Consider the following 21,901-nt stretch of genomic DNA (forward strand, 5'->3'; position numbering starts at 1 on the left):
ACTAACAAATGACGATGCAATTCGGCTTTCCGGTGCTGACACTGCTGATCGCGCTGCCAATCGCGGCCGCCGCAGTTCTGCTGTTCTTGCGCCAGGAGCGGACCATACGCCTGTTGACCTTGGTCGTGGGCATTCTGGAATGCACACTCTGCCTACGACTGCTCTCCTATGCTCCACAAGGTGCTGCGTTCCAGTTTGAAGAGAAGGCCAATTGGGTTCCGGCCCTCGGCATGACCTACCACCTCGGGCTGGATGGATTGAGCCTCTACATGGTCCTGTTGACCGCGCTCATGCTGCCGCTGTGCGTGCTCGGGTCCTGGACCTACATCAGCAAGCGCGTCAAAGAATTTCATTTCTGCCTGCTACTGATGACTTCCGCCTGCATTGGCGTGTTCGCGGCCTTGGATTTTGTTCTGTTCTACGTCTTCTGGGAGGCCATGCTCGTTCCCATGTACCTCCTGATTGCCGTGTGGGGCGGACCTCGTCGGCGTTATGCCTCGATCAAGTTCTTCCTCTACACGCTCGCGGGTTCGACTTTGCTGCTGGCCGCAATCGTGGCGTTCCGACAAGTCGGCGGATCCTTCTCCATCCCCGAACTTATGGAGAAGAGCTATTCGTTCAAGTTCCAGATGTGGGCGTTCCTGGCGATGGCCTTGGCTTTTGCCATTAAGGTTCCCATGTTCCCCTTCCACACGTGGTTGCCCGCCGCTCACGTGGAAGCTCCAGCAGCGGGTAGCGTTTTGCTCGCCGCGATTCTGCTCAAGATGGGCACCTACGGCTTCCTGCGCTTCTGCTTGCCGCTGACTCCGGCCGCCTCGGTCGTGGCGGCGCCTGTGATGATCGCGATCTCCATCGCGTCCATCCTCTACGGAGGCTGTATTGCTCTAGGACAAACCGATATCAAGAAGCTCATTGCTTACTCGTCAGTAGGACACATGGGCTTTGTCACACTTGGCATTTTCCTTTTCAGCGTGAGCGGAATTTCCGGGGCTATCCTGCAGATGCTCAACCACGGCATCACCACAGGGGCTCTGTTCATGATGGTGGGACTGCTGTACGAGCGTAGCCACAGTCGGGAGATTGCGGACAATCAAGGCTTGGGCAAGCACATGCCCGCCTTCATGTTCCTGTTAGGACTCTTCTCCTTGTCCTCGCTGGCCTTCCCCGGAACAAACAGCTTCATTGGCGAACTTCTCGTGTTGATTGGCGCTTTCAAGGGGAATGTCTGGATTGGGTTTGCAGCGATACCTGGGGCAATGCTGGCCGCCGCTTATATGCTGCGTTTGCTTCAGCGAGTGACTTGGGGTGCGCCAACTTCTTTCAAGCCGTCCTGGTCGGACCTGCGAGTTCGCGAGTGGGTCACTCTGGCGCCTTTGGCCGCACTCGTTCTCTACATTGGCCTGGCACCGGCATTGGCAATCAACACTATGCAGCCGTCCATTGAACGCGTCCTCGCCACAATGAAAACCAAGAACACCGCAATGGGCCTTCAGGACCGGAACCTCGCCCAGCGTCTGCACCTGCCCAACCTGTCCGTAGCAGACGGCCGGGACCCAATCCAGAAGGAGCGCCCGTAATGATCACGACCAAGCTTTTGCCGGAACTGTGGCTGCTCGGAATCATCTGCATGCTATTCGTGGCCAGCCTAAGCGGACGCAAGCGCTCTGTGCTGTCTTGGCTACCTTGGGCAGCCATTCTTGGCGTTGTCATGGCTGCCGTCTCGCTCGGGGTGCGGGGGCAGATACTCTACAACATCTATTCGTTCGACGGCCTGTCCCAGTTTTTCAAGCTCGCGATTGCCGCCGGCTTCGCAATCGTCACGGCTATCGCATGGGGCAAACGTGATTCCGAGGACTTCACTCCCGATTACTTCATGCTGCTCGGCGTCTCCGCCTGGGGCCTCATGGTGTTGGCGTCGTGCGTTGAGCTGATCACGATGTATCTGGCGCTGGAGCTGTCTTCGTACAGTCTTTATGCTTTGATTCCCATCCGGGGCAAGGATCGGCGCGCCGCTGAAGCGGGCGTGAAGTACATCCTCTTCGGTGCTGCGGTAACAGCCGTGGCTCTGTTCGGTCTGTCCTACATCATGGCGGCCAAGCACACCACCTATCTGGCGGTGATGGCTTCGTCCTCGTGGAGCTTTGCCGACGCACCGCTGGCCGTGATTGGCCTGACACTCTTTCTCGCTGGATTCTTCTACAAGCTGGCGCTCTTTCCGTTCCACTTTTGGTGCCCGGACGTCTATCAGGGCGCGAAGAACGAAACCGCAGCGTACGTCGCTACCATACCGAAGCTGGGCGCCGTGTTGGTGCTGGTGCGACTGGCGGCCCTGTTTACTCCGGGCATGCAGGTGACAAACCTCTTTGCCGTTCTCGGTGCGCTTTCCATGACTGGCGGCAATCTCGCTGCGCTAGTTCAGCGGGATCTCAAGCGCCTGCTCGGTTATTCCTCGGTGGCCCATGCCGGGTACGTGATGCTTGGCCTGGCTGCAGGTTCGGCTGCAGGACTGGCGGCGGCTAGTTTCTACGTCCTGGCTTACATACTGATGAATCTGGCCTGCTTCTTCGTCGTATGTGCGGTGTCGCCGTGTGGTGAGAATCCGACCTTGGACGATCTGAATGGCCTCTACCGCCGTGGCCCCGCGCTAGCAATGATTCTGGCTGTGGCGGCCTTTGCTCTAGTCGGACTGCCTCCAACTGCCGGGTTCACGGGCAAGCTGTTTTTGCTTTCAGCAGCTTGGGATCAGGGCTATCACTGGCTGGTCATCGTGGCCGTGCTCAATACGGCTATCTCGATTTACTACTACCTCGGCATGGTACGCCACGCATACACAGGTGAATCGGAGGCTCCGGCACTGAGCCTTTCCAAGGGCCACCTCGTGTTTGGCAGCGTACTGGCGGTGATTGTTCTGCTCGTCGGCATGCTGCCGACAACGGTTTATGGACTGGCTGTGAGAGCAGCCGCTGCATTGCATCCGTAAGTAGCCCTAACCTGTGATTCGTCACACAGGATTGTGAGCGATATCACTCGACGATGTTTGAACCGTGGTTACGATGTGATTCAAGGAGACACGGTCGTATGGTGTTTAACTGGTTTCAGGCGGCAATCCTGCTCTTCTTCATGGGTGGGTTGTTGTTCGCCAGCGGTCCGTTGATTGCCGGCGTGGTTCTGGCCCCCCGGGCGAAAGGTGGAGCCATCAGAGAGCCCTTTGAGTGCGGCGTGCCGACTCATGGCCAAGCGTGGGGAAAGTTCAGCATTAACTATTATCTCTACGCTCTGATCTTCTTGGCTTTTGAAGTCGACATTCTCTACCTGTTTCCCGTTGCCGCCTCTTACGGCACGCCCCAAGGCTTGAGTTCCTCTATCAAGCTGCTGATCTTTATCGCGGTGCTGGCCGCCGCTATCGTTTACTTCAAGCGCAAGGGAGTATTCACATGGCCCCGCAAGATCGAGATTGCCCCGCGACCGTAGCCACGATTCAACCGCCCGTGGTGGCTGTTCCGGCAGTCCAGAAATTCGTTGATATCTGCCGAGCCATGTCGATTTGGCCCATGACGTTCGGCATCGCCTGTTGCGCCATTGAAATGATGGCCGTTGGTATGGCTCGCTTCGATATGGCGCGCTTCGGGTTCGAGGTGTTCCGTCCCTCGCCACGCCAAGCCGACCTCATGATCGTAGCTGGCACGGTGAACAAGAAGATCGCTCCCGTGGTGAAACGGCTCTATGAGCAGATGCCCGCACCGCGCTTTGTTATGGCATTGGGCAACTGTGCAATCTCAGGCGGCCCCTTTGCCACGCTTGATGGTCAGTACAACGTGCTCACAGGCGTGGACACCATTATTCCAGTGGACATTTACATCCCCGGCTGTCCTCCGAGGCCTGAAGCCCTGTTGGAAGGGCTCTTCGCTATCCAAGAGAAGATCACCGGTCGGCGCTGGTGGCCGGAACCCGAGGGAGGCCAGCGATGATTCCCGAATGTGTCGCCGGGATGAGCGCCACTCACGTTGTCGAGATGGACTACGCCACGACGGGCGTGGTGGCCTCAGTAAGCCTGAGTCCGGAAACCATTGTTGACGCAGTAAAGATTCTCGATAACCAGGGCTACCTGCTTGAGGACGTCACCGCCTCGGACCTGAAGGAAGGTTTCGAGATTACCTATCACTTCAGTCTGTTTGAGGGAAAGAGCCGCCTCGTTCTGCGCCTGATCGCGCCTCACGAATCGCCCAAAGTGCCGAGCATTTCTGGCATCTATCCCGGAGCGGACTGGCACGAGCGCGAGTGCTTTGACTTTTTCGGTATCGAATTCACCGGACACCCCAATTTGCATTATTTGCTGCTGCCCGAAGATTTCGAGGGCCATCCGCTGATCAAAGCGGAAACGGCACGCAAGGGCCTTGTTGACGTCATGCCCCAATCTTGGCTAATCGCGGTCGGTTTGGTTAAGCCAGAGCCTCCCAAGGTCGAAAAGCCCGTACCTCAAGCTGCGGCTGGGGCGAAGGAGTAATCATGCACGCCTTTGATTCCACCGCAATGCGTGGCGACCGTTCTTCAGCCCGCTTCGAACCGGGCCCGACCGACGACAAGATGATCCTCAGCATGGGCCCTCAGCACCCCTCGACACACGGAGTGCTACGCATTCTGCTGGAACTTGATGGGGAATACATCCTGCGTGCCGAGCCAATCCTTGGATACGTGCACCGCATGCACGAATGGATCGGCGAACGCGGTACCTATATTCAATTCATGCCCAACATGGGCCGGGTTGATTACCTGCATGCGATGGCCTGGAACTGGGCGTACGCAGGAGCCGTGGAGCGTCTGTCCGGTCTCGTCGTCCCTGATCGCGCAGAATACATACGGGTCGCTGTGACCGAGCTTAACCGCATTGGATCCCATCTTCTCTGGTGGGGTGCCTACCTTCTCGACTTGGGTGCGTTTACCCCAGTCATGTACGCCTTCGACGACCGTGAACAGATACTGGACATCCTGCAGGCTGTGACTGGTTCACGCCTGACGTATTCGTACTTCACGATTGGCGGAGTCTCTGACGATGTGCCAGCCGATTTCAGCAAACGCTGCATGGAATTTGTAGCCCGGTTGCGCTCGCGACTGCCAATGTATCGCGACCTCGTCACCGACAACGTGATCCTGCGCGGTCGTTGTGAAGGCATTGGCAATCTGTCCGTGGATATAGCCCGCAAGTACGGCGCTACTGGCCCGGTGCTGCGTGGTTCCGGCGTGGCTAGCGACTGCCGCAAGAGCGAACCGTACGGCGTCTATGACCGCCTCGAGTTCCGCATCCCCACTTACACCGAGGGAGATGCCATGGCTCGGTACAAAGTGCGGCTCGATGAGTTGGAAACGAGTTGCGACCTGATTGAACAAGCGGTAACCAATATTCCCGAAGGACCGATCACCGCTAAGATCCCGCGCATATTCAAAGCGCCAAAAGGCGAAGCCTGCCTTGCGGTGGAAGGTGCACGCGGCAAAATTCTCGTCCACGTGCGGTCCGATGGCGGCACCAATCCCTATAGGGTCAAGCTGCGGGCTCCGGGATTCTCGAACATGAGCCTTTTCTGTGAACTTGCAAAAGGCACGCTGCTATCCGATGCCGTGTCCATTCTGGGCAGTCTTGACCTCGTCATCCCGGAGATCGACCGATGAACGCATTCTTTTCACTCCTAGCTCATCCGGCGGCACGCATCGTCTTGTGGCTAGTGCTCATGTTCGCCTTCATCGGACTGAACGCTCTCATCCTCGTATGGGTGGAGCGCAAAGTGGCTGGCTACGTTCAGTTGCGTCCCGGCCCACTCCACGTTGGCCCTAGCGGCCTGCTACAACCTCTGGCGGATGCCGTAAAGCTCATGGGCAAGCAACTGGTTACACCGGCCGCTGGCGACAAAACCCTGTTTTGGGCTGCGCCGTTGCTGGCATTTGCTCCAGTTACGGTTTGCTTCCTGCCAATGCCCTTCGACCCGCGCTTCAATCCCATACAAACGAACCTCGGGTTGGTGCTCATCCTCGCGTTCTCGGGCCTCGGCGTGGTTTCTCTGTGCTTAGCCGGTTGGAGTTCGAACAACAAGTGGAGTCTGCTCGGTGCGGCTCGCGCCGTGGCCCAAGGAGTGGCCTATGAAGTGCCGTTATTGCTCTCGGTGATGGCCGTGGCCATTTGCGCTGGATCACTGGACCTTTATGCCATTGCGGGACATCAGGGTGCCTGGCCATGGCAGTGGTACGCGCTCAAGAACCCATTGGCGTTTATGATCTTCCTGGTCTGCGCTGTAGCCGAGACGAATCGCGCCCCATTCGATCTGCCGGAAGCCGAATCCGAACTTACTGCGGGATTCCACACCGAATACTCGGGAATGGGATTTGGCATTTTCTTCCTTGCCGAATACGCCAACATGGTTATCGTCTCTGGCGTTGCTGCCGTGCTGTTTTTAGGCGGATGGCAGGGACCGTTTCTTCCCGGTGCATGGTGGTTTCTGCTGAAGATCTACAGCATCCTTCTTTTCATTATCTGGCTGCGCTGGACCTTCCCTCGTGTGCGGTTCGATCAGCTCTTAAACATTAGCTGGAAGTGGCTAACACCACTGGCGCTGCTCGACTTGGCGCTGGCCGTGCTGTTAGCCGGGTTGAGGTCATAACATGTCGGTCACGAACATAAAGAACGTGCTGAAGGGGCTGAAGAGTCTAGCCATTGGACTTGGAATTACCGGACGCGCATTTGCTGCTCCAAAAGTCACCGTGATCTACCCGCAAGAAGAAGTGAAGAACCTTTCTTCCTATCGCGGTCACATAGAGCTGATCGGGAAAGAGGAAAGCCCAGACGTGCCAAAGTGTGTAGCATGCGGCGTCTGCGCCAAGGCGTGTCCATCGAGTTGTATCGCTGTTCTTTGCCCGATTCCGGTTAAGGAAGGCGAGGTCGTCAGCGATCCGCCGAAGATGGGACCGGCTCCACAAAAGGGCTCCAAGAGCCCTGCACAGTTCACGCTCGATTTCTCGCTTTGCAGCCTCTGCGGTCAATGCGTGAAAGCCTGCAGTCACAGCGCTCTGCGGTTTTCAAACGATCCCTACATGGTGAGCTTCGATCGCAAGGCCTTCCACATGGACCTTATCGCGCGACTGCGTGATCACGCCCCCGAGAAGGCCCTGCCTGCTGTCGAGAGTTCCGAAATTGAAGCACACGCATCCTCCGAGAATGCCGTCAACGGCTGATTCGGTGCTACCTGCAATCTCCGCGTCCTAATGGCACTCGGGTGAATTCATTTCTCAACCCGAGTGCGCGAATCTATACACGCGCTCAATTGAGATTCGCTGTTCCGTAGATCGTTCATTACTGCCCTCGCGTTCGCATTTAAGTAAATCCAGCTCCAATCTTTCGTCTGTCGAAAGCGCGTCAGAATGTGCAGCCAGCGAAGCCGAGATACAGCTACGCTCAGGGTATTTGACATCACATTGACCGGCGTATGACGAACATCATCCTCATTGGTGCTGGGAACGGCGGCAAAAAGCTGGTGGAGCTGTTTCGCTCAGACCCGACCGTCAAGATACTTGCGGTTGTCGACAAAAACGAGCGAGCTCCGGGGCTTGTGCTCGCGCGCGAAAGCGGTATTCCTGTTGCGACCGGCTACAAGAAGCTAGTGGCGACAACCAATGCCGATCTCGTTATCGACGTCACAGGAGATGCGACCGTCGCGCGCGAACTTCACGCCATCAAGCCTGAACATACAGAGGTCATTGGGTGCAATGCCGCTCTGTTTCTGTGGAATCTTCTTGAGACCCGCAAACATACCGAAGCACTTGAGCGTAAATATCAGCTCGCCATGCGAGAGTTAGAGGCGCATTCGGATACCGAATTCATCATCGGCACCAATCCGAAGATGAAAGAAATCTCACGGCTGATCGCGAAGGTCGCACCTACCCCTACAACGGTTCTCATCCGAGGGGAAAGCGGAACGGGCAAAGAGCTTGTCGCAGGAGCGATTCATCGCGCTAGCAATGTAAAGAATCAGCCCTTCGTTACTCTCAACTGCACAGCACTGTCCCCTTCCCTTCTGGAGAGCGAACTATTTGGCTACAAGCGTGGTGCATTCACAGGCGCTTTCACTGACAGAAAAGGACTGTTCGAAAAAGCGCATGGCGGAACAATGTTGCTCGACGAGGTAGGCGACATGTCGCTCGAAACCCAGGCCAAGCTGCTCCGGACACTTCAGACCGGCGAAATACGCGCAGTTGGCGACGTCCATACGAAGCAAGTTTCGGTAAGGATCATCGCAGCCACGAACCGAGACATCGAGAAAGCTATTCGTGAGGGCGCGTTTCGTGAAGACCTCTTTTATCGGATCAACACCTTCACCATTACCCTGCCACCACTGCGAGAGCGAATCGAAGACATTCCTTTCCTTGCCGAATACTTCCTGCAACGCGCGAGGGCAAAGGTAAATAAGCGCGTCGACTCGATTTCGCCTGAGGCAATGAATCTTCTTCGCAGCTATTCATGGCCCGGCAATCTGCGAGAGTTGGAGAACATCGTCGAACGCGCCGTTGTGCTCAGCTCGACTCAGACGATTGATCCCGAACACCTACCCCTGCACGTGCAGGACGTGACCGTCGAAAAGACGACTCTTGGTTTTAAGCCTGGAAAATCGAAAGTGATCGAAACATTTGAACGACAGGCGCTACAGAGTTACCTACTCCGAGCCGAGGGCAATATCTCCAGAGCTGCCATGCTGGCGCACATACCACGCCGGACTTTTCATCGTCTCCTCGCGAAATACCATTTGCATGCAGGCGAACTGAAGCGGCACCGGGACAATGGTGGCACACAACTGTGACAGCCGCGTCACAGTGAACCTCAGCCAACAAAATCGCGAAGGCAGGGCGGGCAGCTCAGACTTTTTGACAGGCCGAAAAGCTGGGTGAGACACGACTGGCACACTTGATTTCGCTGAAGAAACCATTGTCTACGTTTCCACGCCCCTCCATGTGCAGTAACCCCTTCCATCGATAACAGCTTGCGAGCAATTCAGCATGCGCCGGCGATAACTGCTCCGTGATGGCACACCACTTGCCTTATCCATGACACACACTGGCAGCCCAGTGATGTTGAGGAGAGAGCATGGCTACGATGGACACACCGCGCAAGAAAGCACGTTGGGCAGCGGGCGTTACTCCCTACGCCGAGATGGGATATTTCAACACAAACTATGAACCCAAGCCGACCGATGTGTTGTGCGCGTTCCGGTTTGTGCCGCAGGAAACGGTAGAACCAATCGAGGCCGCTGCGTCCGTTGCCGGTGAGTCTTCAACTGCAACATGGACCGTTGTATGGACCGATCGCCTAACTCCGCACCAGAACTATCAAGGCAAGTGTTATCGCGTTGATCCGGTTCCGGGCACCGATCAGTACATTGCATACATCGCCTATGACCTCGACTTGTTCGAGGAAGGAAGCATTGCAAACCTCACGTCTTCGATCATCGGAAACGTATTTGCGTTCAAGGCCCTGAAATCGTTGCGCCTCGAAGACATGCGGATTCCACCGCACTACGTTAAGACATTCCAGGGGCCGCCGCACGGCATCGTGATGGAACGTGAGTATCTCAACAAGTTTGGTCGCCCACTGCTCGGCGCTACGGTAAAGCCGAAACTTGGACTCTCTGCCAAGAACTACGGTCGTGTGGTGTATGAAGCACTTCGCGGTGGTTTGGACTTCACAAAAGACGACGAGAACATCAACAGCCAACCGTTTATGCGCTGGCGTGACAGATTCCTGTTCTGCATGGAGGCTGTGAATCGGGCGATGGCCGCTACAGGCGAGATCAAGGGCCATTACCTGAACGTGACCGCCGCAACAATGGAAGAGATGTATGAACGCGCGGACTTCGCGAAGGAACTTGGTAGCGTGATCGTGATGATTGATCTCACGATCGGATACACGGCGATTCAGTCAATGGCGAAGTGGGCGCGGCGCAATGGCGTCATTCTGCATCTCCATCGCGCGGGACATGGAACCTATACTCGCCAGAAGTCGCATGGAATCAGCTTCCGTGTAATTGCCAAGTGGATGCGACTTGCCGGAGTGGATCACCTGCATGCAGGCACCGTTGTAGGCAAACTGGAAGGGGACCCGAACAACGTTCGCGGCTATTACAACACGCTCCGCTGCAACACGATGGAAGCTGACCCGACGCAGGGCTTGCTGTTCGAACAGGACTGGGCCTCGATGCCCGCCGTCATGCCGGTTGCATCAGGTGGAATTCACGCGGGCCAGATGCACCAACTCCTGCACTATCTCGGCGAGGACTGCGTGCTGCAGTTTGGCGGTGGCACCATTGGGCATCCTGACGGCATTGCGCAGGGAGCTACGGCGAATCGCGTCGCGACTGAAGTCATGATCCAGGCGCGAAATGAGGGACGCGATTATCTGTACGAAGGACCGGAAATCTTGGACCGTGCGGCCCGCTGGTGCCCGGAATTACGCAAAGCGCTTGAAACCTGGCGCGATGTCACTTTCGACTTCCAGTCCACTGACGTTCCCGACGCAGTCGGAACCCTAACACTGTAGAGCTATCGCGGAGGAAGATGATGCGCATCACGCAGGGAGCATTCTCATATCTACCTGACTTCAAGGATGAACAGATCCTTGCACAAATGAAGTACTGCATTGAAAACGGCTGGGCGATTTCGATTGAGCACACGGACGACCCGCATCCACGCAACTCGTACTGGGAAATGTGGAAACTTCCGATGTTCGACATGAAGGACCCGATGGTTGCACTGGCATCTCTGAATGAGTGCCGAAAAGAATTCCCAAATCGCTACATCAAGGTGAATGGATTCGACAGCAGCAAGGGTCGGCAGACCACCGCTTTGAGCTTCATCGTAAATCGTCCCGCGTCCGAGCCCGGGTTCAGTCTCGAACGCAAGGACGGTGCAGACCGGCGCGTTCAGTACACGATCCATCACCGTAACGCCATAGAATTAGAGCAGTAGGAGCCGAAGGGAAATGGAACCCACGCAGACAGGGGGAGTGCGTCCAGTGCACGACGGAGCTGAATATGTTGACATCGGTGCAGCACATCGCGACTCAAATCTGGATGAAATTCTGAATGAGATGGACCGCGAGCTTGTAGGTCTGCAGTCGGTTAAGGCCTACATCCGGCGGCTGTCATCGCTGCTTCTCATTTCGCAAATGCGCGAAAAGGTGGGCCTCGCGACGCAGCGCCCGACACTGCACATGAGCTTTACCGGGAATCCCGGTACGGGCAAGACGACTGTGGCGAAGCGCATGGGGACGATTCTTCGCCATCTTGGATTCCTTCGCCGTGGGCATCTTGTCGTAGCCACTCGCGATGATCTGGTAGGGCAGTTCGTCGGTCACACGGCTCCGAAGACGAAAGAGACAATCAAGAAAGCAATGGGAGGCGTGCTCTTCATCGACGAGGCCTATTACCTGCATCGTCCGGAGAACGAGCGCGACTATGGACAGGAAGCGATCGAGATGTTGTTGCAAGCTATGGAAGACATGCGGGACGACCTCGTAGTGATCCTGGCGGGTTATCCCGATCGTATGGCCGGGCTGTTTCGGAACAATCCTGGCTTTCGCTCCCGGGTCGCGCACCACATCAGCTTTCCCGATTACACAGCAGAAGAACTGCTCGTAATAGGAGAGGCGATGCTGGCGGAACAGAACTATGCCTTGGATGACGGGTCAAGGTTGGCATTCATCGAATATTTACAAATGCGAATGAAACAGCCGCAATTTGCAAATGCACGAAGTGTGCGCAATGCCATCGACCGAGCGAAGCTGCGGCAGGCGAACCGGATTATCGAACAAGGCGGCTGCATTTCGCGCGCGCAACTCATGCGCATTTCAGCCGAAGACATCCGCCAAAGCCGCGTATTTCAAGGCGGAATCGAAGTAGCAAGCTGACCCACGTACAGCGAAATTCATTGTGCCGTAAGGAGTCTGTAATGAGAAAGCGACCAATCGTACTGGGAATCATCGGAGACAGCGCTGCCGGCAAGACCACCATAACTCAGGGGCTCACTCGTCTGCTGGGACCGGAGCGGGTCACTCATATCTGCACGGACGACTATCACAAGTACGACCGCGCCGAGCGCGCAGTCCGTGGAATTACGCCACTTCATCCTGATTGCAACTACCTCGACATTCTGGAATTGCATCTCGAACGTGCACACTATGGCGAGCCAATGCTCAAGCCAGTGTACGATCATCGCACGGGAACTCTTGTCCGCCCTGAGTACGTTCAGCCGCGCGAATTCGTCATCGTTGAGGGATTGCTCGGTTGTCACACGGCAGCCATGCGAGCTTTTTACGACGTGAAAGTCTTCCTCGATCCACCCGAAGACTTGCGCCGGGAATGGAAGATTAAGCGGGACACAACGAAACGCGGATACACGCCAGAGCAGGTATTTGCCGAGTTGGAAAAACGCGAAGCGGACTCCAGAGACTACATTCGTCCGCAACGTGAATACGCGGATATCGTCGTGCGGTTCTATCCAGATGTCACCGAAATGCAGGACGGTACAGACAGTCATCTGAACGTGCATCTGGTGCTACGTCCCACAATTCCTCATCCGGACTTGAGCTATTTGTTTGATCAGACGGCAAGAGACTCTGCTATACGCCTTGTAATGGGGCGAGATTGCGGCCGTCCCGTCGATTTTCTGGAGATTGATGGCAATGTGGAACGAGAGCGCGCCGAAGAACTTGAGAACGAGGTTTGGAGTCATCTGCCCGGTCTTCGCTCGCTGCGCGGAGATCAGTTCGGCGAGTATAACGACCGCGGAGAAGTTCGTCATAGTGACCCCCTGGCGTTGACGCAACTGCTGATCACTTTTCATCTGTTACGAGCACATTCAGGAAAAGGCCCACAGGTTTTCGCTCGTCCGATTGCTGCTCTAAACCGGCTACGCACGATTCAGGCCGAGGAAGTACGAGAGCTGGAATCGAAAGCGAAAGCTCTCTGAGTTAGCGGAGATCATCTTTTCCGAACCGAAAATTGTCCGGGGAGCATCCATAAAGTTCAACTCGCGCTGTCGCCTTTGGTGCAGTGACTCTGATGAGGAGAACTAAAGAATGTCATCCTGGCCCACCCCAAGCGCGCTCGACGCCAACACCCAAGCGTTCCCGAGTTTGACTGACTCGCAGATTGGGCGACTACGTGCCGTGGGAGAACTACGTCACTTCAAACCAGGTGACATTCTGTTTCGTCCCGGAGACAGTGAGGTTCCATTCTTCGTCCTGCTGTCGGGAAGCATGGAAATTGTACAAGTCGATTTCCAGGGCGAGCGAATGGTTGCGTGGCATAGCGCAGGCGGATTCACGGGCGAGATCACGATGATATCAGGACAGCGCTGTCTTGTTCTCGGACGCGTGTCGGAGGAGGGTGACTTTCTCGAGATCAGCGGCGATGGATTACGAACGATTGTCGCAACCGATGCGGAGTTGGGCGAGGTCTTCATGCGGGCGTTCATCTTGCGACGCATCGCACTCATCAGCAATGGACTAGGCAATGTGGTCGTCATGGGTTCGCGTCACTGTGCAAACACGCTGAAGATCCGCGAGTTTCTCACGCGCAATGCGCATCCGTACACCTACATCGACCTCGATACAGACAAGACTTCACAGGAATTGCTGGATCGCTTCGAAGTGAAGACGCATGAAGTCCCAGTTGTTCTGTGCTATGGCCGTACTGTTCTGAGAAATCCATCAACGCAACAGCTTGCCGACTGCCTGGGATTCAACGTCAACATCGATCAATCGCAGGTTCGCGATGTAATCATCGTAGGCGCAGGTCCGTCTGGCTTGGCAGCGGCGGTATATGCAGCCTCGGAAGGGCTGGACACGCTCGTCATAGAAACGCATGCTCCCGGTGGCCAGGCTGGTTCAAGTTCTAAAATTGAGAACTACCTCGGGTTCCCCACCGGAATCTCCGGGCAGGAACTCGCCGGTCGCGCTCTCGCGCAGGCTCAGAAGTTCGGCGCGCAGATGATGGTCGGACACGAAGTAGTGCAACTCAACTGCAAGCAGCGTCCTTACGAGATCGTTCTGGACAACGGAAGCAAGCTGGCCGCACGCTCGATCGTCATCTCGTCCGGTGCGCAGTACAACCAGCCTCCGATCACTAACTTGAAGAGGTTTGAGGGGCAGGGTGTGTATTACGGAGCGACTTATATGGAGTCGCAACTCTGCACAAATGAAGAGCTCATCGTAGTAGGCGGAGGAAACTCTGCCGGACAGGCGGCGGTGTTCCTCTCGCAAACTGCCAGTAAGGTTCACATGCTGGTTCGCTCCGGCGAACTCTCAGACACGATGTCGCGTTACCTGATCAAACGCATTACAGACAATCCTGCCATCGAACTCCATTTCCACACTGAGATAATCGGATTAGAGGGGAACAATCACCTCGAATCTGTTACATGGCTAGACAAGGTGAATGACGAGGCCTCAACGCACAAAATTCGGCATGTGTTCATCATGGCGGGCGCGTCTCCACGGACGGAATGGCTTCAGGGCTGTGTCGCAATGGATGACAAGGGTTTCATTCTGACCGGTAAGGATATGGAACTCTTCTCGCAGAACATCGCTCAGTTTCCATGGCCGCTCACCCGCCCGCCGCAGCTACTTGAGACGAGCCTTCCCGGCGTATTCGCCGTTGGCGATGTACGGGCGGGCAATGTGAAGCGGGTCGCCTCCGCCGTGGGAGAAGGAGCCATCGCCGTACACCTGGTTCACGAGACGCTGGGGGAACTTTAGCCAGCATTTCTGCTTCTGCTCTAAATTAAAGTTCGGATTGCCCTTCGGATAACAGGCCGGCGTGCTGTGCGTCACAGCTTCGCGGTTTTGGACCGCGATAAGCTTCAACGTTCCAGGCGAATGGCATGAAAACCGCAGATTCCCGCCCACAGGTTAACCCGTGGATCGTCACTATTGCCGTCATGTTGGCGACCTTTATGGAGGTCCTCGACACGACGGTCGTTAACGTGTCGATCCCCCACATCTCAGGGAATCTGAGCTCAACTTATGAAGAGGGGACTTGGGTCGTCACCTCTTATTTGGTCTCGAATGGGATCATCCTGCCAATGTCCGGATGGCTAGCCAGCTACTTCGGACGCCGACGGATACTCCTGACGTGTGTTGCAGGATTCTCCATCGCCTCTCTTCTTTGCGGCATGGCTACTAGTCTTCCGCAACTCATTGTCTTCAGGGTTTTGCAAGGCTTGGCAGGCGGAGGATTGCAGCCTCTAGCGCAGGCAATCTTGCTGGAATCATTTCCCAAAGAAAAACATGGGCAGGCAATGGCAGCCTATGGCCTTGGAATCATCGTGGCGCCGATCATTGGCCCAACCCTGGGCGGTTGGATCACCGACAATTACACATGGCGCTGGATCTTCTATCTCAACATTCCGGTGGGCACCGTCTCAATGCTGATGATGGCCCGCTTCATTCACGATCCTCCCTACATCAAGCGAAACCGTGATGCCAGTGTCGATCTGTGGGGAATGGGCTTGCTTGCGCTCGGTCTAGGGTCGCTTCAGATTCTGCTTGATACAGGACAGCGCAAAGACTGGCTAGGTTCGCGCGACATTCGCCTAGAGGTACTCGTCTGCTGTGCGGCGTTGTTAATCTTCGTCATACGCGAGTTCCATGTTGAGCATCCGATCGTGGACCTGCGAGCGCTTGGCGATCGATCGTTCACCGTCGGCGTGTTTTTGATGTCAGCTATCGGCTTCGTGCTCTATGCCAGCCTCGTCTTGCTACCGCAATACCTGGAGACCTTGCTTAACTATCCCTCGATGCAAGCCGGACTGGCGCTATCACCACGAGGGCTTGGTGCTTTCGCACTGACATTCGTTGTAGGCGCAATCGCCAGCCGGGTCGATGTCCGCAAACTTCTTGTCATTGGATTTATTGTCGGGGCCGTCACGATGTTCATGTACGCCCGACTGAATCTGCAGGCTGGATATTGGGACATCTTCTGGCCGCAGGTGCTACAAGGCGGAGGCATGTCCTGCGTGTTCATTCCGCTTTCTGCTGCAGCCATGTCGCACCTGCCCAAGGAAAGAATGGGCAATGCCACCAGCATTTTCAACCTGATGCGAAACATTGGCGGCAGCGTCGGCATCGCGATGATGACAACGTTCCTTGCGCGCCGACAGCAATTCCACCAGAGCCGGCTCGTGGAGCACATCCGCGATGGCCAGCCGCAAGTAACGGCAACGCTGCACCAGTTCACGCAATACTTCACACTACGAGGTTCGGATCCCGCAACAGCATCACGCCGCGCTTTTGGTGCCGTTTTCGGGCAAGTTCAGCAACATGCCGCCATGCTGTCCTTTGTGGAGGCTTTCAAGATCATGGGCTTGGTTTTCCTGCTCATGATCCCTTTGACGTTCCTGCTAAAGGATCCGAAAAAGAACGGAGCCGCAGTCAAATCCGCATCATCGGCTGGAGCCGAGGAGAGCCAACCAGAGCTGCTACATGCCTGATTGAAGCCTATTTCTCTCCGCTATGTTCGGGGAAACGAATAGGTTTCGAAGGCTAAGGCATCTCGTCTGCCTGCATTGTGCCGCTGATCACATTTTTGGGCGAGACTTGGCGCTATCCTTCCGCAAGGAAGTCAAGAGCGCTCTCGAGATTCGAGCCTTGTATATGCCTCTGAAAAGGCGATGCCAGGTGAGAGCAGAAGATTGCCCCAGTGAAGCGGCGTCGAGGAGATCGCAAACAAATGTTGTTTACGAGGGCCTGTCATGTCAGATGAAGTGAAAATTGGGGCCGAAAACAGTTGGAGTCCGAAGATCGTCGCTTTTGTATGTAACTGGTGCACCTACACTGGCGCAGATCTGGCGGGTACCAGCCGACTGAAAATGGATCCGAACGTTCGAGTCATCCGACTGACGTGCAGCAGCCGGGTCAATCCCCTGTTCATCATCAAGGCTTTCGAACGCGGAGCGGATGGCGTCATCGTGAGTGGCTGCCACACAGGCGACTGCCATTACAGTACGGGCAACTACTATGCCCGACGTCGTTTCGCCGTATTGCACGACCTGCTCGAATTTATGGGAGTCGAAGACGACCGCGTCACTTTCTCCTGGGTTTCGGCCTCGGAGGGCAACAAATGGCAAGAGGTCGTGAACGAAACCACCGCCCGCGTAAAGACACTTGGCCCTTGCAGTCTGGTGCAATTGCAGAAAGGCGGCGAGTAATCCATGACTGAATTACAGGAACTCTCCCGCAAACTGCTAAGCGAAGGCACCGTCAAGGTTGTCATTGGATACGAAGAAGGCCCTCGAGGCGTGCGTCCTGCATTCATCACCGATGCTGCGCAGTGTGACAAGCTGGTATTCGACAAACGGTGTGTCCACAACCTGTCAACATACCTGAACCCGCGGCGCAAGCACATTGCCCATCTTGGAAAGCCTGCAATCGTTGTTAAAGGATGCGACTCCCGCTCCGTCGCCGGCCTGATTCGTGAAAAGCAGCTTGATCGCAGCAACGTGGTCATCATCGCCATGCGCTGCGGAGGCGTTCTCGAAAGCCCAGCAATCGATTCCGAACTGACCAGCGAGACCGTGTCGGTGCGTTGTGCAAATTGCGACGTTCGCGAACCGAAGCTGCACGATCACCTGCTTGGCGAGGTTCCACCCGCGCCACCTGTCAATCCCAAGCGTGACGAACAGATCGCTGCTCTTGAAAAGATGACTTTCGAAGAGCGCCGCAAGTTCTGGGACGAGCAACTGGCTCGGTGTATCCGGTGCCATGCCTGCCGAGAGGCTTGTCCGATGTGCTTCTGCGTGCAATGTACGGCGGACAAGGGACAGCCTCAGTGGATTGATCCCTCGCCAACTCCTCGCGCGAACCGCGCATGGCAAACGATGCGAGTGTTGCATCAGGCGGGGCGTTGCGTGGATTGTCTCGAGTGCGAGCGCGCCTGTCCTGAGCATATTCCACTCGGATTGCTCGCCCGCTACGTTGCCGATTCGGTGAAACAAAGATTTGACTATGTGGCCTGCGAAGACCCCACTGTGCCCACGCCCTTAGGCGTTTTCCGCACAGATGACGACGAGGAGTTCATCCGGTGACGCGCAGATTCCTAACTCAAGAAGACCTGGCGCAGTTGGTTGCCAGCCTAGTCGCCTCAAACACCCGCGTTATCGCCCCGGTTCGCGCCGCCGATGATCCAAACGCCACGGACTACCTCCCAATCCAGAAACTGGACGATGCGGCCCTGGAAGTTCGCGTGACACGGCGCTCGCTAAAAGAGTTTTTCCTTCCTGCGAGCGAGGTTCTGCTGCAGTACCGGAAAACACAACATGGAGTCGAGATCCGAGAGGTGCCAACAACACCCGCGCCTCAGGTCATTCTCGGTGCGACGCCCTGCGATGTCGCCGGTCTGGAAATCGTCGACAAGGTGATGAACTGGGATTACCGCGACGAGCTCTGGTTTGGCCGACGCGAAGCGACCACGATTGTGAGCATGCTTTGCTCCGTGATGGACAAGACCTGCTTCTGCACTGCCGTTGGGTTGGGACCGGATTCTTCCCGGGGAGCAGATGTGATGCTCATTCCCGTCGAGGGTGGCTACGTTGCCGAGATCGCGACGCCCAAGGGGGAAGCTCTTCTTCAGCATTGCCCTGAAGGCAACAAGATCGGTGACAGTTCACTATCGCAAGCTGAGGCGGCTCGGCAACTTGCCGGAGAGAAAGTTGAACAGAATCTCGCAGCGATTCCCGCCGAGTTCTCCGGTTGGCTTGCCTCGCACTACGAACACCCGGTGTGGAAGACCATTGCCCTGCGCTGTCACGGATGTGGCGCGTGCGCGGGCGTGTGCCCCACCTGCCACTGCTTCGACATAGTGGACGAGCATGACAGCGCCGATGCAGGTGTCCGCCGCCGCAACTGGGATTCCTGCCAAACGGGAAAGTTTACAGTCCATGCATCGGGACACAATCCGAGACAAACTCAGAGCGAAAGATTCCGGCAGCGAATCGAACACAAGTTTTCGATCTATCCCAGCCGGTTTGGCGAAATTCTCTGCACTGGCTGTGGCCGCTGCGCCCGCGTGTGCCCAGGAGGAATGGACCTCCCAGAGATCGTCGGCGACCTTGTTGCCCTGTCGAAAGCTGAGTCTGAGGGAAGTGCGCAATGAATATCTACCAGCCACACTTGATGCGGATCCGCGAGATCACCGACGAGACCATCGACACTCGCACCCTGAAACTTGAATTCGAAGACTCCAGCATAGCGGAACAGTTTCAGTTCTCGGCAGGACAATTCGGTGAGTACTCGGTCTTTGGCGAAGGCGAGAGCACGTTCTGCATCGCTTCTCCTCCAACGCGTTCGGGTTACATCGAGTGCAGCTTCAAAGCAACCGGCAAAGTCACGAGCGCCCTGCGCCGCCTTGCTGTAGGGGACACCATCGGCTTCCGTGGACCTTACGGCAATCACTTCCCTCTCGAACAGATGAAGGGACACTCCATCGTATTCATCGCTGGTGGCATCGGCCTTGCCCCGGTACGTTGCGTCATCTGGAATGTGCTCGACCTGCGCGATCAATTCAAGGATGTAACCATCGTCTACGGCGCTCGTACTGTGGCCGACTTGGTTTATAAGCGTGAACTCGAAGAGTGGGCAAAGCGCTCCGACGTGAAACTGTGCCTTGCAGTCGATCCCGGCGGCGAAACACCCGACTGGAAAGGTCTCGTTGCCCGTATTCCAACCGCGGTGGAGCAGACCCTGACCACCTCGGTAGATACGTTCGCCGTGATCTGTGGCCCGCCCATCATGATCAAGTTCACTCTACCCGTGCTGGCCAAACAAGGATTCCCGGGTGACCGGATCTACACGACGCTCGAAAACCGAATGAAGTGTGGCCTTGGCAAGTGCGGCCGATGCAACATCGGATCAACGTACGTCTGCAAGGATGGCCCGGTATTCACCGCGGATCAGATTAAGGCTTTGCCGCAGGAGTTCTAGATGCGAGACAGTATGCGCGATCACGGAAGGCTTTTATGAACGGCGAATCGAAAATTTCGGCTACGGCAATCGAGAGCAGCCCGGTGATCGATCGCGTCGGCGTTTACTTCGTCGCTCCCGAACAGAACTCTTCTGTCGCGGTCGATCTCAAGAGCCTTGCCCAGTACGCAAAGAAATTGCCCAACGTGGTGCTCGTTCGCACGGTGGACGGAGCGCGACTCGATCCCGAAGCTTTAGCTTCTGAGCTTTGCAAATCGAAGCTGAATGCGGTCGTTGTGGCAGCGGAGCATCCGGGGTTTCATAAACCTGCCTTTGCGCGCGCGCTGGCCCTTGCCGGAGTTGACGCAACACGAGTTCGCCTCGCATCCCTGGGAGAACGAGGCGATTGCGTTACCCAGAATGCTGCCGAGGCCCTGCTCGCTGCCACGTTGACGGGGCAACACTATTCCCCATCTCCAGTTGCAGCGGCTTCCGCTCCAAACACAGCAACGCTCATCATCGGTGGCGGTGTAGCAGGAATCCAAGCGGCACTCGAAATTGCCGAATCTGAGAACAAAGTCTATCTCGTCGAGCGAACCGGAACGATCGGTGGACGCATGGCAATGTTCGACAAAACGTTCCCAACACTCGATTGCGCCGCCTGCATTCTGACTCCGAAGATGGTCGCCGTCGGTCAGAATCCGAATATTGAGCTAATGGTCTTGTCGGAAGTCCAGCAGGTGAGCGGCACTGCGGGTAAGTTCAAAGTCAAAGTTCTGAAGCATGCGACCCGCGTCGACGCTTCGGCGTGCGTGGCATGTGGTGAATGCGCTCACTGGTGCCCAGTTTCGACTTCGAGCGAGTTCGACATGGGGATCGCAAGCCGTAAGAGCATCTACATTCCCTTCCCGCAGGCCGTGCCCAACGCGTACGTCGTCGATCCCGAGCACTGCACCTGGGTACAGAGTGGCGGCAAAAAGTGCGGCGCGTGTGTGAAGAAATGCACCAAGGGAGCGGTTCATCTTGACGCGAAGGACGAGGTAGTCGAAATCGAGGTGGGCAGCATCATTGTCTCCACCGGATTCGACACACTCGATGCAACAAGAATCGCCCGTTATGGCTACGGCACCTTTCCAAATGTCTTGACCTCGCTTGAATTCGAGCGACTGACGAACGCTTCCGGCCCGACCGGCGGCAAGATCGTCATGAAGACGAAAAAGCTGAACAAGCGAACCAAGACCGAGGAATGGGTTTTCGAACCCGATGGCCCGAAGCCGAAAGCTGTCGCCATCGTTCATTGTGTCGGTTCCCGCGACCGGAACTACAACTCGTATTGCTCACGCGTCTGCTGCATGTACTCGCTGAAGTTCGCTCATCTGGTGCGCGAAAAACTTCCTGAAGCCAACTGTTACGAGTACTACATTGATATGCGCGCTTTCGGAAAAGGATATGAGGAGTTTCATGAGCGCATCCGCGAAGAGGGCGTACACCTTATCCGCGGACGCACTGCCAGCGTGAAGGAAATCGACTCGCAGCTCTACATCCACGGCGAAGATGTTGTTGCCGAGCATCTCATGACAACCCCCGTAGACATGGTGATCCTGTCCGTCGGCTTGGAACCCTCGCACGGCTCCAAAGAAGTCGCAGAGATGTTGCAGATCACGCGCGACTCGGATGGATGGTTCCGCGAGCTCGACTACAACGCCGAACCGAACTCCACGGGAAGACCGGGCATTTACGTCGCTGGCGTTTGCCAGGGCCCGAAGGATATTCCGGACACGGTAGCTCAAGCGTCTGCCGCAGCCGCTGAAGCCTTGCGTTCAATCGTTGGCAGCAAGAGCAAGTTACAAGAGAAGTCTGTCCCGCAAAAGGGCGCTTGAAGAAAGACATCTCGTTCCTACAAAGGGGCGAGAT

General features: G+C 56.2%; 20 protein-coding genes. All 20 read left to right on the forward strand.

Translation table 11 applies throughout. The features are described 5' to 3' along the window. Window positions 1-8: 8 nt before the first annotated feature. Window positions 9-1,577, forward strand: coding sequence for a complex I subunit 4 family protein (locus tag AC6IZD_RS15240; RefSeq protein WP_497784232.1), 1,569 nt, complete (start codon window positions 9-11; stop codon window positions 1,575-1,577). Further along, window positions 1,577-2,980 (forward strand): NADH-quinone oxidoreductase subunit N, encoded by a 1,404-nt coding sequence (locus tag AC6IZD_RS15245; RefSeq protein ID WP_497784234.1) that lies wholly within the window; start codon window positions 1,577-1,579, stop codon window positions 2,978-2,980. The genes AC6IZD_RS15240 and AC6IZD_RS15245 overlap by 1 nt, the downstream gene beginning before the upstream one ends. 98 nt (window positions 2,981-3,078) lie before the next feature. Beyond that, on the forward strand, window positions 3,079-3,471 hold the full coding sequence (locus tag AC6IZD_RS15250; RefSeq protein ID WP_497784236.1) for an NADH-quinone oxidoreductase subunit A: 393 nt from the start codon (window positions 3,079-3,081) through the stop codon (window positions 3,469-3,471). Beyond that, window positions 3,435-3,968, forward strand: coding sequence for an NADH-quinone oxidoreductase subunit B (locus tag AC6IZD_RS15255; RefSeq protein WP_497784237.1), 534 nt, complete (start codon window positions 3,435-3,437; stop codon window positions 3,966-3,968). Before AC6IZD_RS15250 ends, AC6IZD_RS15255 begins: the two co-directional genes overlap by 37 nt. After that, window positions 3,965-4,504, forward strand: coding sequence for an NADH-quinone oxidoreductase subunit C (locus tag AC6IZD_RS15260; RefSeq protein WP_497784239.1), 540 nt, complete (start codon window positions 3,965-3,967; stop codon window positions 4,502-4,504). The genes AC6IZD_RS15255 and AC6IZD_RS15260 overlap by 4 nt, the downstream gene beginning before the upstream one ends. A 2-nt stretch (window positions 4,505-4,506) precedes the next feature. Then, entirely contained in the window at window positions 4,507-5,664 is a 1,158-nt protein-coding gene (locus tag AC6IZD_RS15265) for an NADH-quinone oxidoreductase subunit D (protein ID WP_497784241.1), read from the forward strand. Continuing rightward, window positions 5,661-6,647: an NADH-quinone oxidoreductase subunit NuoH gene (nuoH, locus tag AC6IZD_RS15270; RefSeq protein WP_497784243.1), complete on the forward strand. Its 987-nt coding sequence runs from the start codon at window positions 5,661-5,663 to the stop codon at window positions 6,645-6,647. The genes AC6IZD_RS15265 and nuoH overlap by 4 nt, the downstream gene beginning before the upstream one ends. A 1-nt stretch (window position 6,648) precedes the next feature. Then, window positions 6,649-7,218 (forward strand): 4Fe-4S binding protein, encoded by a 570-nt coding sequence (locus tag AC6IZD_RS15275; RefSeq protein ID WP_497784245.1) that lies wholly within the window; start codon window positions 6,649-6,651, stop codon window positions 7,216-7,218. A 251-nt stretch (window positions 7,219-7,469) separates the two neighbouring features. After that, the gene (locus AC6IZD_RS15280; protein ID WP_497784246.1) at window positions 7,470-8,837 is read left to right on the forward strand and encodes a sigma-54 interaction domain-containing protein; all 1,368 of its coding nucleotides are present in this window, start codon (window positions 7,470-7,472) and stop codon (window positions 8,835-8,837) included. Window positions 8,838-9,121: 284 nt separating this feature from the next. Next, a complete protein-coding gene (locus AC6IZD_RS15285) occupies window positions 9,122-10,570 on the forward strand; it encodes a form I ribulose bisphosphate carboxylase large subunit (RefSeq protein WP_497784247.1) in 1,449 nt (482 codons plus the stop codon). Between the two features lie 17 nt (window positions 10,571-10,587). Continuing rightward, a complete protein-coding gene (locus AC6IZD_RS15290) occupies window positions 10,588-10,998 on the forward strand; it encodes a ribulose bisphosphate carboxylase small subunit (protein ID WP_497784248.1) in 411 nt (136 codons plus the stop codon). A 13-nt stretch (window positions 10,999-11,011) separates the two neighbouring features. Beyond that, the gene (locus AC6IZD_RS15295) at window positions 11,012-11,938 is read left to right on the forward strand and encodes an AAA family ATPase (protein ID WP_497784249.1); all 927 of its coding nucleotides are present in this window, start codon (window positions 11,012-11,014) and stop codon (window positions 11,936-11,938) included. Between the two features lie 41 nt (window positions 11,939-11,979). After that, window positions 11,980-12,999, forward strand: coding sequence for a phosphoribulokinase (locus tag AC6IZD_RS15300; RefSeq protein ID WP_497784250.1), 1,020 nt, complete (start codon window positions 11,980-11,982; stop codon window positions 12,997-12,999). A gap of 109 nt (window positions 13,000-13,108) precedes the next feature. After that, window positions 13,109-14,788: an FAD-dependent oxidoreductase gene (locus AC6IZD_RS15305; RefSeq protein WP_497784251.1), complete on the forward strand. Its 1,680-nt coding sequence runs from the start codon at window positions 13,109-13,111 to the stop codon at window positions 14,786-14,788. A 125-nt stretch (window positions 14,789-14,913) separates the two neighbouring features. After that, entirely contained in the window at window positions 14,914-16,521 is a 1,608-nt protein-coding gene (locus tag AC6IZD_RS15310; protein WP_497784253.1) for a DHA2 family efflux MFS transporter permease subunit, read from the forward strand. A 261-nt stretch (window positions 16,522-16,782) separates the two neighbouring features. Continuing rightward, a complete protein-coding gene (locus AC6IZD_RS15315) occupies window positions 16,783-17,238 on the forward strand; it encodes a hydrogenase iron-sulfur subunit (protein WP_497784254.1) in 456 nt (151 codons plus the stop codon). 3 nt (window positions 17,239-17,241) lie between these two features. Then, window positions 17,242-18,114 carry a 4Fe-4S dicluster domain-containing protein gene (locus AC6IZD_RS15320; protein WP_497784255.1) on the forward strand — a complete coding sequence of 291 codons (873 nt, stop codon included), beginning with the start codon at window positions 17,242-17,244 and terminating at the stop codon, window positions 18,112-18,114. Next, entirely contained in the window at window positions 18,111-19,181 is a 1,071-nt protein-coding gene (locus AC6IZD_RS15325; protein WP_497784256.1) for a 4Fe-4S dicluster domain-containing protein, read from the forward strand. Before AC6IZD_RS15320 ends, AC6IZD_RS15325 begins: the two co-directional genes overlap by 4 nt. Then, window positions 19,178-20,008: an FAD/NAD(P)-binding protein gene (locus tag AC6IZD_RS15330; protein WP_497784258.1), complete on the forward strand. Its 831-nt coding sequence runs from the start codon at window positions 19,178-19,180 to the stop codon at window positions 20,006-20,008. Before AC6IZD_RS15325 ends, AC6IZD_RS15330 begins: the two co-directional genes overlap by 4 nt. 35 nt (window positions 20,009-20,043) lie before the next feature. Further along, complete coding sequence (locus AC6IZD_RS15335) at window positions 20,044-21,867, forward strand: FAD-dependent oxidoreductase (protein WP_497784259.1); 1,824 nt, start codon at window positions 20,044-20,046, stop codon at window positions 21,865-21,867. The last annotated feature ends 34 nt before the right edge of the window (window positions 21,868-21,901 follow it).

It is taken from the genome of Koromonas humicola, from assembly GCF_059726255.1.

What these genes read in the sequence shown, in the direction of transcription:
- AC6IZD_RS15240 (WP_497784232.1), top strand. Translation starts at nt 9, where the DNA reads ATGACGATGCAATTCGGCTTTCCGGTGCTGACACTGCTGATCGCGCTG.
- AC6IZD_RS15245 (WP_497784234.1), top strand. Translation starts at nt 1,577, where the DNA reads ATGATCACGACCAAGCTTTTGCCGGAACTGTGGCTGCTCGGAATCATC.
- AC6IZD_RS15250 (WP_497784236.1), top strand. Translation starts at nt 3,079, where the DNA reads ATGGTGTTTAACTGGTTTCAGGCGGCAATCCTGCTCTTCTTCATGGGT.
- AC6IZD_RS15255 (WP_497784237.1), top strand. Translation starts at nt 3,435, where the DNA reads ATGGCCCCGCAAGATCGAGATTGCCCCGCGACCGTAGCCACGATTCAA.
- AC6IZD_RS15260 (WP_497784239.1), top strand. Translation starts at nt 3,965, where the DNA reads ATGATTCCCGAATGTGTCGCCGGGATGAGCGCCACTCACGTTGTCGAG.
- AC6IZD_RS15265 (WP_497784241.1), top strand. Translation starts at nt 4,507, where the DNA reads ATGCACGCCTTTGATTCCACCGCAATGCGTGGCGACCGTTCTTCAGCC.
- nuoH (WP_497784243.1), top strand. Translation starts at nt 5,661, where the DNA reads ATGAACGCATTCTTTTCACTCCTAGCTCATCCGGCGGCACGCATCGTC.
- AC6IZD_RS15275 (WP_497784245.1), top strand. Translation starts at nt 6,649, where the DNA reads ATGTCGGTCACGAACATAAAGAACGTGCTGAAGGGGCTGAAGAGTCTA.
- AC6IZD_RS15280 (WP_497784246.1), top strand. Translation starts at nt 7,470, where the DNA reads ATGACGAACATCATCCTCATTGGTGCTGGGAACGGCGGCAAAAAGCTG.
- AC6IZD_RS15285 (WP_497784247.1), top strand. Translation starts at nt 9,122, where the DNA reads ATGGCTACGATGGACACACCGCGCAAGAAAGCACGTTGGGCAGCGGGC.
- AC6IZD_RS15290 (WP_497784248.1), top strand. Translation starts at nt 10,588, where the DNA reads ATGATGCGCATCACGCAGGGAGCATTCTCATATCTACCTGACTTCAAG.
- AC6IZD_RS15295 (WP_497784249.1), top strand. Translation starts at nt 11,012, where the DNA reads ATGGAACCCACGCAGACAGGGGGAGTGCGTCCAGTGCACGACGGAGCT.
- AC6IZD_RS15300 (WP_497784250.1), top strand. Translation starts at nt 11,980, where the DNA reads ATGAGAAAGCGACCAATCGTACTGGGAATCATCGGAGACAGCGCTGCC.
- AC6IZD_RS15305 (WP_497784251.1), top strand. Translation starts at nt 13,109, where the DNA reads ATGTCATCCTGGCCCACCCCAAGCGCGCTCGACGCCAACACCCAAGCG.
- AC6IZD_RS15310 (WP_497784253.1), top strand. Translation starts at nt 14,914, where the DNA reads ATGAAAACCGCAGATTCCCGCCCACAGGTTAACCCGTGGATCGTCACT.
- AC6IZD_RS15315 (WP_497784254.1), top strand. Translation starts at nt 16,783, where the DNA reads ATGTCAGATGAAGTGAAAATTGGGGCCGAAAACAGTTGGAGTCCGAAG.
- AC6IZD_RS15320 (WP_497784255.1), top strand. Translation starts at nt 17,242, where the DNA reads ATGACTGAATTACAGGAACTCTCCCGCAAACTGCTAAGCGAAGGCACC.
- AC6IZD_RS15330 (WP_497784258.1), top strand. Translation starts at nt 19,178, where the DNA reads ATGAATATCTACCAGCCACACTTGATGCGGATCCGCGAGATCACCGAC.
- AC6IZD_RS15335 (WP_497784259.1), top strand. Translation starts at nt 20,044, where the DNA reads ATGAACGGCGAATCGAAAATTTCGGCTACGGCAATCGAGAGCAGCCCG.